Annotated in this window: 13 protein-coding genes; all 13 read left to right on the top strand. The window is 30.6% G+C overall.

What is annotated here, in order from left to right; all coding sequences use genetic code 4:
• The first annotated feature begins 39 nt into the window (after nt 1-39).
• Complete coding sequence (locus tag G319_RS0100990; protein ID WP_026389281.1) at nt 40-1635, top strand: CTP synthase; 1596 nt, start codon at nt 40-42, stop codon at nt 1633-1635.
• A 112-nt stretch (nt 1636-1747) separates the two neighbouring features.
• Nucleotides 1748-2467 carry an ABC transporter ATP-binding protein gene (locus tag G319_RS0100985; protein ID WP_026389280.1) on the top strand — a complete coding sequence of 240 codons (720 nt, stop codon included), beginning with the start codon at nt 1748-1750 and terminating at the stop codon, nt 2465-2467.
• On the top strand, nt 2451-3446 hold the full coding sequence (locus tag G319_RS08905; protein ID WP_026389279.1) for an ABC transporter permease: 996 nt from the start codon (nt 2451-2453) through the stop codon (nt 3444-3446). The genes G319_RS0100985 and G319_RS08905 overlap by 17 nt, the downstream gene beginning before the upstream one ends.
• 121 nt (nt 3447-3567) lie before the next feature.
• Nucleotides 3568-4458 carry a class II fructose-1,6-bisphosphate aldolase gene (fba, locus tag G319_RS0100975; protein WP_026389278.1) on the top strand — a complete coding sequence of 297 codons (891 nt, stop codon included), beginning with the start codon at nt 3568-3570 and terminating at the stop codon, nt 4456-4458.
• Nucleotides 4459-4618: 160 nt separating this feature from the next.
• Nucleotides 4619-4900, top strand: a complete 282-nt coding sequence (gene rpmE, locus G319_RS0100970) for a 50S ribosomal protein L31 (protein ID WP_026389277.1) — start codon at nt 4619-4621, stop codon at nt 4898-4900.
• Nucleotides 4901-5009: 109 nt separating this feature from the next.
• The gene (locus tag G319_RS08900) at nt 5010-6884 is read left to right on the top strand and encodes a hypothetical protein (protein ID WP_026389276.1); all 1875 of its coding nucleotides are present in this window, start codon (nt 5010-5012) and stop codon (nt 6882-6884) included.
• Between the two features lie 17 nt (nt 6885-6901).
• On the top strand, nt 6902-7852 hold the full coding sequence (locus tag G319_RS0100960) for a DHH family phosphoesterase (RefSeq protein ID WP_026389275.1): 951 nt from the start codon (nt 6902-6904) through the stop codon (nt 7850-7852).
• 1 nt (nt 7853) lies between these two features.
• Nucleotides 7854-8468: a thymidine kinase gene (locus G319_RS0100955; protein WP_035358724.1), complete on the top strand. Its 615-nt coding sequence runs from the start codon at nt 7854-7856 to the stop codon at nt 8466-8468.
• Between the two features lie 11 nt (nt 8469-8479).
• A complete protein-coding gene (prfA, locus tag G319_RS0100950; protein ID WP_026389273.1) occupies nt 8480-9574 on the top strand; it encodes a peptide chain release factor 1 in 1095 nt (364 codons plus the stop codon).
• The gene (prmC, locus tag G319_RS0100945; protein ID WP_026389272.1) at nt 9567-10415 is read left to right on the top strand and encodes a peptide chain release factor N(5)-glutamine methyltransferase; all 849 of its coding nucleotides are present in this window, start codon (nt 9567-9569) and stop codon (nt 10413-10415) included. The genes prfA and prmC overlap by 8 nt, the downstream gene beginning before the upstream one ends.
• Nucleotides 10416-10423: 8 nt before the next feature.
• The gene (locus G319_RS08895) at nt 10424-11959 is read left to right on the top strand and encodes a hypothetical protein (protein ID WP_026389271.1); all 1536 of its coding nucleotides are present in this window, start codon (nt 10424-10426) and stop codon (nt 11957-11959) included.
• Nucleotides 11898-12413, top strand: a complete 516-nt coding sequence (locus G319_RS0100935; protein WP_280123359.1) for an L-threonylcarbamoyladenylate synthase — start codon at nt 11898-11900, stop codon at nt 12411-12413. Before G319_RS08895 ends, G319_RS0100935 begins: the two co-directional genes overlap by 62 nt.
• Entirely contained in the window at nt 12413-13096 is a 684-nt protein-coding gene (locus G319_RS0100930) for a hypothetical protein (protein WP_026389269.1), read from the top strand. The genes G319_RS0100935 and G319_RS0100930 overlap by 1 nt, the downstream gene beginning before the upstream one ends.
• Nucleotides 13097-13140 lie beyond the last annotated feature (44 nt).

Here is a 13140-nt window from a genome sequence, read left to right as displayed (position 1 = left end):
TATGACTATTTTTATTTTTAGAAAGAAGAGGAAAAGAACATGGCAAAATTTATATTTGTAACAGGAGGAGTGGTTTCTGGTTTAGGAAAAGGAATCACTGCAAGTTCATTAGGAACATTACTAAAAAATAGTGGATTAAGTGTATTTATGCAAAAATTTGATCCATACCTAAACGTAGATCCGGGAACAATGTCACCATACCAACACGGTGAAGTTTTCGTAACCGACGATGGTGGTGAAACCGATCTAGATTTAGGACACTATGAAAGATTTATTGATGAGAATCTTTCTAAAATTTCATCTACTTCATCAGGAAGATTATATTTAGACGTTTTAGAAGCTGAACGTCGTGGAGATTGAGGGGGAAAAACTGTTCAAGTAATTCCTCATATTACTGATGCTATTAAACATAAAATTTATGGAGCGGCTGAAAGATCTGGAACTGACATTATAATTTCTGAAATTGGTGGAACAGTTGGGGATATTGAATCTCAACCGTTTATTGAAGCTATTAGACAAGTAAGAATGGAACAGGGGAGAAATAGCGTTATGTTCATCCATGTTGGATTACTACCTTACTTAACAGCATCAAAAGAATATAAAACTAAACCAATCCAAATGTCTGTAAAAGAATTACTAAGCATGGGGATTCAACCTGATGTGATTGTTGCTAGAAGTGATAAATCTGCTCCAATTGAATTAAGAGAAAAAATCTCTCTTTTCTGCAATGTTCCTTTAAGAAATGTTATTGAAGCAATTGATATGGATTCAATCTATAAAATTCCAAGAATGATGATGGAACAAGATTTGCATAAATTAGCTATCGAACATTTAGAATTAGATGCTAACGACACATCAATGGCTGGATGAGATGGATTCACTAAAAAAATAGAAGAATCAAAAGAAGAATTTGAAGTAACTTTTGTTGGTAAGTATATTGAATTACAAGATGCTTATTTATCTGTAATTGAGTCTCTAAAAATAGCTGGTTGAGAACACAACCATAATTTAAAAATGAAATGAATTCAAGCTGATGAAATCACAGAAGCCAACTACACAGAAATATTTTCGAACTCTAAAGGAATTTTAGTTCCTGGTGGTTTTGGAAATCGTGGTGTTGAAGGAATGATGCTGGCAGCAAGATTTGCACGTGAAAACAATGTTCCTTATTTGGGAATTTGTTTAGGAATGCAAATTGCTACAATTGAAATGGCAAGAAATGTTTTAGGATATAAAGATGCCAACTCAACTGAATTCAACCAAGAAACTAAGAATCCGATTTTTGATTTTATCCACGGAATTGATCGCGATAACATCGGAGGTACTTTGAGACTTGGGAAAATGCCTACAAAACTTAAAGAAGGTTCTATTGCCGCTAAATTATATGGAACAGATATTGCCTTAGAACGTCACCGTCACCGCTATGAATTTAATAATACTTATATGAAGGAATTTGAAGAAAAAGCAGGACTGGTATTTTCGGGAATGTACGTAGAAAAAAACTTGGTAGAAATTATCGAAATTCCTACTCACAAATTCTTTGTAGCTTCTCAATACCACCCAGAATTTACTTCTAGACCAAATAAACCAAACCCTCTTTTTGAAGGATTTATTAAAGCTATTATTGGTAAATAGTAAACGAATTTGTGAAAAGTAAACAATAAACAAACAAAAGTACCAATATTCACAATACAATAGAAGAAAGAATGATGAAAACATCATTCTTTTTTATAGAGAGAGGTAAAAAATGAAAGATATTATCGTAGTTAAAGATGTTCATAAAGACTTTGGTAAGAAAAAGGTTTTAAAAGGACTTAATCTTAACATTAAACAAGGGGACAGAATAGCCATTCTTGGATCAAATGGATGTGGTAAAACAACTTTGGTCGAAATGATAGCTCAAACTTCTAAACCAACATCTGGAACAATAGATGTTAATGTTAGTGGTGAAATGAAAAAAGAAATCGGTATTCAATTTCAAATGGGAGAATGACCAGCTGGGATTAGCGCTGATGATATGTTGAAATTTTATAGAGCAATCTATCCTAAATTAACAAAAGAATGAGAAGATGAGTTGAATAAAGTTTTTGAACTTGATGAATTCTTGAAAAGGCCATTGAAAAAATTATCTGGTGGTCAAAAACAAAGATTCAATGCAATGATCTCAATGATGAACAAACCTGAAATTGTTATTCTTGATGAATTAACAACAGGTTTGGATATGCAATTACAATTTCAAATTACAGATTTCTTTAGAGAGACAACTAAGAAGAATAAACAAACTTTGATTTTAGTTTCTCATAGTGCTACTGAAGTTGAATTACTATGTAACCGTATGGTTATTGTGAATGATGGGGTAATTGGTTTTGATAGAACAATTGATCAAGCGATAAAAGAATTTGGTTCAGTTAGAAATATCATGAATAAACACTTTGCGGGGGAATTAAAATATGACAACATTAAATAAAAATAAAGTTAAAAATTCCCCTGAGGTTTCAAAGGAAGTCAAATCATTTGACTTGAGAAAAACAGCGGGGATATTCAACAACTTAACTATCTTGATTTCTAAATCATTCTTTAGAAATCCACGTGGACCAATCTTTATGTTTGTTGTGCCTGTGTTATTTGCTTTGATGTTTTTCTTCATCATGGGAAATAAATTTGCTGGGCACTCATCATTGATTGCTTATACATTAATACCTGCTTTAACAATCTTGACATCACTAGCTCCGGCTATTGTTGAATGAAAAAACTCAGTATTTTTAAAACGTATTGATACAACCGGAATTAAAAAAAGTATGTTCTTAGCGGCTCTATGAGGTTTCTATTTAGTTATGGGAATATTAAGTTTCTTCTTTATGTTATTGGTGGTTATGGGGATTGGGGCTATTGCAGAACCCGCTCTTGAACTTCCATCAACTGAGGGGATTATTGGAGCCGACGCTTTAGCTAAAGCATCAATCTTCAAAATTTTAAAAGAAGCAAACTGAGCAATGATGTTATTTTCAATGATTTTAGTTACTTTAACTTCAATCGCGATTGCTACATTCTTGGGTGGTTTATTTAACAGCGAAGGGGCAATTCAAGGAATTGTATTCTTGATTTATTTCTTCTCTATCTTCATGGCTGGGGTGTTATTACCACCAAACATGTTAGTTAAATCACAAGGATTGATGTTTGTGACATATATAATTCCGTTTAAATTCTCAATTTACTTATTCTTATTCGCAACTCAAGGGGCAATTGTAGCTAATGCCGTTCCTGGGGCAAGTGGTTGAGATGCACCGTTTAACAAACACGTTGAATATACAGTTGGTGGAAATAGCGAAAGTTTCAATGGTATGGATTTCACAGCAACATGACAACCAGTACTTGTTGCAATATTATTAATTGCAGCATTGTTTGTTGTAACTTCATTTACATTCAAATGATCAGCTAAAAAATAATTAAAATAACCTTCGGGTTATTTTTAATTTCTTTTTTCCATTAATGTGGAAAAACAAATTGATTAATAAAATAATAGATTTATAATTAAAATGTATATAGATGAAAGAGAGACATTATATTATGGCAAAAATTTATAGTGATAGATTAGTTAATGCTAAACAAATGGTTCAAGCTGCTTACGATGGTAAATACGCTATTGGACACTTTAACATTAACAACTTAGAATGAACAAAAGCTGTTTTAGAAACAGCACAAAAAACAAACACTCCAGTTATTATTGCAACTTCTGAAGGAGCAATGAAATACATGGGTGGAGCAAAAGTTGTTGTAGGAATGGTTAATGCTTTATTAGAAACATTAAACATTACTGTACCAGTTGCTTTACACTTAGACCACGGTCAAACTGTAGCAGTAGCTAAAGAATGTATTTTAGCTGGTTACTCATCAGTTATGTTCGATGGATCACACTACCCATTCGAAGAAAACTACGCATACACAAAAGAAGTAGTTGAATTCGCTAAACAATATGAAGTTTCAGTTGAAGCTGAAATCGGAACTATTGGTGGAGAAGAAGATGGTGTTGTTGGTAAAGGTGAATTAGGAGATCCTGAAGAAGCTGCTAAAATGGTAGCTTTAGGAATTGATTTCTTAGCAGCCGGAATCGGAAACATTCACGGTCCTTACCCAGCTGGTTGAGAAGGATTAGCATTTGAACAATTAGAAAAAATTGAAGATGCAATCAACTTCCCAATGGTAATGCACGGTGGTTCAGGAGTTCCTCAAGAACAAGTTAAAAAAGCAATCTCATTAGGAGTTTCAAAAATTAACGTTAATACTGAATTACAATTAGCATTCCAAAGAGCTACAAGATCATACGTTGAATCTGGAGCAGACCAAGATATGGTTAAAAAAGGATTCGATCCTCGTAAATTATTAAAACCAGGAGCAGACGCAATTGCAGCTGAAATGGATAACTTAATTACATGATTCGGATGTAAAGGAAAAGCTTAATTAATTTATTAATTGAGTAACAAACTTATAATAAAAAACCGTTAAATCGGTTTTTTTTATTTATATGATTAAATAGTAGAAATTAATTTTAAATAAGATAAAATCATTAAGTACTATAAATAGTATCTAATATGAAAACATAGAAAAGGAAATTGAAACTATGCCAAGAAAAGATATTCAACCAAAATACTTTGAAGAAGCTAAATTTGTATGTACAACATGTGAAAACACATTTGCTTGTGGAACAGTTAAAGGAGAAGAAGTAAGAATCGACGTTTGTTCAAACTGTCACCCATTCTACACAGGAAACCAAAACTTCTCAAACCAAACTGGTCGTGTTGAACAATTCAAATCTAAATTTGCACGTAAAGAAGCTATTGCAGCTACAGCTACAGCAGATTCAGAAGCTCAAAAAGCTCAAAACGCAAAAGCTAAAAAATAATTGAATAAATTATAATCAAAAAGGCACAAAGTGCCTTTTTCTTTTTTATTGTGGAGTAAAATACTTTAAAATATATAATAGATAAACTATGTAAGAAGGAGGGTTAAATATGTCATATAAATTAGATAAAGTAACCTTCCTTAATAAGGATCTACCGCTAGAACAAATTGATTTTGGTGTTGAAGATGGTCAAGTTTCTAATGTTCTTATCCATGATAAAAATCAAATGAAATTTTTCAAAAGGGTTTTAAAGGGAAAAGAAAAACCAGATGCAGGAAGGTACAGAATTGATAATATTGAAGTTGTTAACCGCCGCTTTGTAAAGTCTAGAATTGAATTTATTTCTACAGATAAATTCTTCGAACGTTTAATACCGCCAAAAATTGTTTTAACACTATCATTATTATTTGATCCCAAGTTCTTGAGAACAGCAAGATTAAAATTCATTGATAAAAAATATGACTATAAATCATATGCGGATTCTAAAAATGATATTACAGATATGAAAGTAAGAAGAAGAATTGATGGAGTTATTTCACAATTTATCACAGGAGCTACTAATGCTGAGAAAAAATTATTAAATAAATTTTATAAAGAAATGGTTTCTTATGGAGCTACAAAAATTTCTAATTTATATAATGATTTTCCACCACAAGTGGCCGTTCTTCAAAAAGAAATTTTTCGTATTTATCAAGAAACAAGAAACAAAGAATTGCTACTAACTTTCTCACAAGTTATTTGAGATTCTGTATACAACTACAACGAATTAAGAAATACATGTACTTGTGAATATAATGCGAAACGCTCATCTAATAAATATATTAAGCAATATTCTAAAAAATTTGCATATATCCAACCAAAACACATGATTACAAAACAGTTAAAATTCCTTAATTATTCAATTATGGAATTGCGTGTAGGAATCATGAGAAATAATAAGCTTTCAAAACAATTAACTAAACAATTAAATTCTGAATTTAAAAAATTTTATGCAGCAAACAATATATCAAAAGATGCTCAAAACAGAATGAATAAAGAAATTGATGAGGTTAAAAAAAGTATGAAAGATCAACGTGATGTTTTTGAAAAAGAACAGCGTGAAGTATTCTTTGATGTTTTACCAAAAGAAGGATTTATGGTAGGGAAGAAAATTGCTTTCCTTATCCATGATTACCACCAGAAATTATTAAGTGGTACTGTTCAATATGGTAATCCCAATGAGTTCAAAATATTAAAAAGACACTACAAAAAAGAAGTTACTCCAATCATTACACAAGCAGTTGAGTGAACAAGAGAGAATCTTCAAAAACTTGATATGAACTTCGAATGATTCTTAAAGAGTGGATTCAAAATATCATCTTTAAACATTATTTATTTAAAAATGTTAAAAGCTATTAACCTACAGAAAAAAAATATCGTGTTTTCAAATGTTTTAAATTTATTAACTTCAAAGGATTTTGACAACCTAACTAAAACAATTGAAAACATAAAATTAAATTACCCAGATTTAAGCTTTGTTATTTTAAATAATAAAATTGATGAAATTGGCGATTTACAGAAAAAAATATATTCTGTTAAATCAGGGAAAATGGATTTAAAAGATATGAATCAAGTTATTAAAGATAATGTTTGAGAAGTTATCGGTGGTACTCATACCACTTCAAACATGCTTTCATACCATAGACAAGAAAACGGAATTGAAATAGAAAATAAATTTTGGAATATAAACAACAAAAACTACCTAGATGAAGGTAAAATATTCATAAGTCCTCTTGAGATTAAAACATCTCAAGATGAAGAACGTAATGATTGAATGCCAATCATTATTAAAATAAAAAATTCAAATAAATATAATGATAAAAACATTCACTATGGAATTAACAACTTTGGGCATAAAATATTCTTTTATTCTAAAAAAGAGTACCAAATAAACAAAGAGGTTATTTTGTATTTGAGTGAGGACTCAATATATAAAATTTTATAAAGAAAGAGGAAATTAAAATGATAGATAAAAAAGTAGCTAAGTTATTAGTAAAGAAAATTAAGAAATACACAAACATTATTATTGTTAAACACCAAATGCCAGATTGAGATGCACAAGGTAGTGCTTTAGGAATGGCGAACATTATTGCTGAAAACTTTACAGGTAAAGAAGTTTATGTTGTTGGAGACAGATTAAATGATGACAAAACATTTATGCCTAAGAAAAAATTAACAAACAAATTTGTTGAAGAAGCATTAATCATTACTGTTGATACAGGAAACAAAGCCCGTTTAGACTTTGACAGATTCGATATGGCTAAAGAAACATTTAAAATTGATCACCACATTGATGTTGATCGTTATGCAGACAACCAAATTATTATGGTTCCTGCGATTGCATGTACACAAGTTGTAACAATGTGAGCTGAAATGATGAAATTAAAAATCAACAAAGAAGCTGCACACAACTTATACTTAGGTTTAATTACTGATTCAGGAAGATTCTTATTTGCAAAAACAAATGAAATTACATTTAGAACAGCTGCAACTTTAATTGAAGCAGGAGCCGATTTAAAAGCTGCTCATGATTACATCTTTGTTTCTGATTTAAAAATGAAAAAATGAAAAAACTTCGCATTTAGCAAAATGGTATTAACAAAAACTGGAACAGGTTATATTGTAATTACTAAAGAAGACTACAAAGGTTGAGGTTTAGAATACAACGAAATTAAAGCTGCTTTAGGTACAATGGCTGGAACAGATGAAATCAAATGTTGATTCACAGTTATCGAAATGGAAGACCAATTAAAAGTTTCATTAAGATCACGTGACTTTGACGTTAACCAAGTTGCTATGAAATACAATGGTGGTGGACACAAATTTGCCAGTGGAGCTCAATTAGAAAAATTAGAAGACGTTAAAAAATTAGCAAAAGACGTAGATAAATTAATTAAAGAGGATGTAAGATAAAATGATTCACAGTAACGAACTAAATTCTAATAATGGAAAAAAATTAGGATGAATAGAACTAATTACAGGATGTATGTTCGCGGGTAAAACTGAAGAATTCATCAGAAGATTAAGAAGACATGATTATGCAAAGAGAAACGTTATTGCTTTTAAACCAATCATCGATCAAAGATACTCTGTAAATTCAATCGCATCACACTCAGGAACAATGCTTCCATCATTTCCAATTGCCACAACTGCTGATCTAAGAGCGGTATTTGAAATTGAAAATCAAAAAAGAAAAATCGATGTAGTGGGAATTGATGAAGTTCAATTCTTAGATGAAGAAATTGTTTCTTTTATTGATGAATTAGCTAATATGGGAGTAATTGTTATCGTAACAGGATTGGATAAAGACTTTAGAAGCGAACCTTTCAAAAATGTTGATAAATTATTGCCATTAGCTGAATACGTTGATAAAGTAACTGCAATTTGCCACAATTGTGGAAACTTTGCAAACCGTACTCAAAGAATTATTGATGGTAAACCAGCAAAAGCTGATTCACCAATTGTTTTAGTGGATGGAAAAGATAGCTACGAAGCTAGATGTAGAAATTGTTATATTAAACCAGAATAGGAGGAAATAATATGAACCCAAAAACTTTAGAAGCATTGGAAACGATGCAAAAAAGAATTGAACAAATTGATCAAGATTTACAAAGCGAAGAAATCTTGAAAGATATTAAACGTTTCACCGAACTTAATAAAGAACGTTCAGGGATGGAACAAGTAGTTGAGAAATATGCTGAATACAAAATTATTACTCAAGCTATTAAAGATGCCAAGGAAATTTTAGGAGTTGAAAAAGACCCTGAAATGATCGAAATGGCTAAAATGGAATTAAGTGAAAACGAAGACTTAGTAGAACCATTAATTAAATTAATTGATGAAATGTTATTACCGAAAGATCCTAATGATGACAAAAACGTTATTGTTGAAATTCGTGGAGCAGCTGGAGGAGACGAAGCAAATATTTTTGCTGGAGACCTTTTTAGAATGTACAAACTGTATGCTGAAGAACAAGGATGAAAAATTTCAATTATGGAATCTTCACCATCTGAAGCCGGAGGATATTCACAAATTTCATTCATGGTAAAAGGTGATAGTGTATATGCTAAATTAAAATTCGAATCAGGAGCACACCGTGTTCAACGTATTCCTAAAACAGACACAAAAGGTAGAATTCAAACTTCAACTGCAACAGTTGCGGTTTTACCTGAAATGACAGAGGTTGAAATCGAAATTAAAACATCTGATTTAAGAATTGACACTTATAGAGCTTCTGGAGCTGGGGGACAACACGTTAACACAACTGATTCAGCTGTTCGTATTACCCACATTCCTACAGGAGTAGTAGCAGCATCACAAGATGGTCGTTCACAATTTGACAACAAAGATATTGCCATGACAATGTTACGTGCGAAAGTTTATGAAGCCGAAGTTGAAAAACAACAAGCTGAAGCTGATGCAAATAGAAAAAGTGCTGTAGGTACTGGATCAAGATCTGAAAAAATCAGAACATACAACTATCCACAGAACCGAGTAACTGATCACCGTGTTGGTTTAACATTAAACAAACTTGATTATGTTATGGAAGGTAAAATTGATGAATTCATTACAGCGTTAATCAATGAAGAACAACGTCAAAAAGTGGCTCAACAATTAGAAGAAGCAAATGGCTAATTCTGTTTTAGAAACTTTTAACAAACTTAATAAATTAAACATCAGCCTTCAAAAAGCTGATGTTTATCAAATATTAAGCACTGTTCTTAATCTTGATTATGATGATGTAGTGATGAATATGGATATGTTGATTAATCCTGACCAAGAAACAGATATTGAAGATATCGTCAGAGAATTAGAAGAAGGAGTGCCCTTAGCTTATATCTTAACTTCTAAAACTTTTTATGGAATTGATTTATATGTTGATCATAGAGTTCTCATTCCTAGAAGTGATACTGAAATAGCTGTAGATCTTGCAAATGATTTCTTGAAAAAATATCCAAATGCTGAAGTGACAGATATTTGTACGGGATCGGGAGCAATTGCTATTGCGGTTGCTAAACATTTTCCGAACACCAAAATCAAAGCAATTGATATTAGTGAAGAGGCTTTGGAAGTTGCTCAAATTAATATTAAAAATAATGAAATTAAAAATATCGAACTTATTCAAGGTGATTTTTTAAATCCATTATTAGATTTTGATAATAAGGTGAATCTGGTTATTACAAACCCACCCTACATTGAAGAAGATGACACTAATGTTGGTCAATCAGTTAATGAATTTGAGCCACATCTAGCATTATATGCAGAAGATAGAGGTTTGAAATTTTACAAAATTTTATTTGATAAATTAGAAAGAATTGTTGATACATCAAAACCATTCGCTGTCATTGCAGAATTTGGTTTTGAGCAAAAAGATGAGATTGAAGAAATTATAAATTCAAAATCTTATAAATATAATACAAAATACATTAAAGATAATTCAAATAATTGAAGATGTGTAATAATTACTAACGAATAGGAGGATATATGGAAGCGATAAAATTTAAAGTTAAGAAGAAATTGAATTTTGCGATTAAAGATAAAGATCATGATGTTCAAAAGCTGAACCTACATACTTACAAAATGGCTTTATGAGGATTATTTATCTTCTTAATGGTTTTAATCCCTTTATACATATATATCTTCATTACACTTAAAAATTCAAATTTACATCATTATTTTGAAAATCACGATGTAATTAGTCAATATTTGGACTTGCCGAGCAAAATGGCCATTATGGGGAACTTGTGAGCCTCAGTTGCATTATTGGGTGTTGTAGCATTATTGTTTATACTTTTCAAACCATTCATCACTATTAAAGATTTGAAAAAAGAATACAAAATGTTATACATCACAGGGTTGATAATAGTCGGATTGGTTTCGCTTTTATTGGCTGCGCTTTCACAATATTACTATTCAAAATTTGAAGACTTTTATATCTATGAAGCGTTAACTTCTGAGGAATTTACAGTACCAGCTTTAGTTGCTGTATCAAAATTCTTCACTGATACATATAACAATAATGTAGATGTATTTATCTGAGAGAATAGTGATATTGTTTGATGGGTAATGTTCATCCAAATTATTATTTTATTTGCTATATCGATTTCATTGCAAAATGTTGCTTTTGGTAAAAAACAAACTGCGGGTATTGATAGATATATTAAACTTTATTCTAATGATAAAAATATTTCAGGTTCAAAGTTTAAAAGATTTTTAAGTAGAATATTTAGAATTGATAATAAGACTTTATCAATGTGGACTATTGTGGTCACATTAGCGATTATTACTCCACAATTTATTTATGTAGTATTAACATCATCAAGTACAACATCAATGGGTTCTTTAATTGAGTGAACCAACAAAATTCCTAACTTGATCAAGGATTCTGTGGGATATTCTGAAAACGCAGATTTCATCAAAGTTCTTGATGAAATTACCGCTGATCCATTCACAGTTACTTCATTACCGGTTATTGTTGTTGGGATAGCTTTCGCTTCAACTTTCTTCTTTATTTCGGTTACAATTCGTGGAGAAAACATTTCTACTAAGATCTTCGTATCTCAATACTTAATCTTATTTATCGAGTTAGTGGTATTGATTTCATTAGTGACTTATTCAAAAATTGAAATTGATAATATCACTAGAATATGAAATACACAGCAACCTGGTAGCGAAATGGCAAACAATCAATTATTTTTAAAAGAGATTCATACCATAATTGGTGAAGATAACTTTAAAAAAATTGTTGATAATATGTACCCATTAAATGGAATTGAAAATGTAAATAATACATTTGAGTGATTGGATAAAACAAGAATAGTTGCAGAATCAGTAATTTACTTTGCAATTATCATAGCTGCTTTCCTAATATTGGGAAACAGCGTTGTTAAATCGAATGCATTTAAAAAATATATAGACTCACAAGAGTTTAAAAACCCAAAAAACTTATTCAAGAAAAATGGAAGTGAAAAAAATGTTAAAACAAGAACAAATAGACGAAGCAATCCAAAGAATAAATAATAATGAAATATTAATTCTACCAACTGATACTATCTATGGCTTATCAGCTAGATACGATCACAGCAACGAAATTAGAATTAATGGTTTGAAAAATGCTGATCTTGAAAAACCGCTTATCATTTTAATAAGTGATATTAAACAAGCTGAAATGTTTGCACATATCGACGAATCGATTAGTGAAATTTTAAATAGTGTCCAGCCAACAACCGTTGTTTTTGGTAATGGCGTTAATACATTTGGGGTTCGAAAAGTATTGAGAGAGGATCTTGTTAAGATAATTTCTGAGACTGGTCCTATATATTCGACTAGTGTTAATTTTAGTGGAAACAAGCCTTTGAGAACTCAAGATGAACTTGCAAACTTTAGTGAGGAAGTTACATTGTTCTTTGACGAAATTCTTAATGGGCAACCTTCTAGAATATATAATTCTATAACTAAGGAATGAATAAGATAATGGCTAAACATAATTTAAATGACATAACTAATTCAATTAGATATGATGATGTTAAGTATAAATATGAATTGTTTAATGGAATCAACAACGTTGATTATCATCTTTCAGAACTGTTGAAAATGAATCTTGATGGTAATTTTATTTCGATGCCAAGTATTCCAGAAATCGTAAATGAGGCATATCCGTTTATAGAAAAGCAAAGTCAAGAACTGGTATACCAATTGATTTCTAGAAACCGAAAAATTAAAAGGTTGATTTACAATGCGGTTAATACTAAAAAAGGTCCTGATTTAATTTTTGACCCGCTAGATGAGAAAGATAAGTTCATCATCGGTTTAGCAAAATCGGTTGTTCATGATTTGAATAAATTTATTTATAAACACGAGATAACAAGTTTGTTTTCAAACTTAACATTTATAAATAATGATATTCACAACCCATATATTGGAACAATTGATTTCCTAGCTACAGATTCAAGAAATTGATTTTTATGTAGTTTTAAAACTAGTCGTACTAGTTTCACTCAGAAGTATGGTGCTGAAATGTACCTTCAAAAGAAAATGATTGAATCAAATAACAAGTTTAAAATATCAAAAATGTTTATTTTAAACCCAAGATCTGAGCAAGTGATTATTGAAGCTCCAACCCTATCAAAAGGTGAAATTTATAAGCTTGAGAATTAACTCGTAAGGGGTTAATTTTTTTTATTGTTTGACTTTTTGAATTA

It is taken from the genome of Tullyiplasma multilocale ATCC 49900 (assembly GCF_000483165.1).
In the GTDB taxonomy this organism is placed as follows: Bacteria; Bacillota_I; Bacilli_A; order Mycoplasmatales; family Mycoplasmataceae; genus Tullyiplasma; species Tullyiplasma multilocale.
Note: the sequence above shows the minus strand (reverse complement) of the source record. Positions and strands in the feature narration are given on the sequence as shown.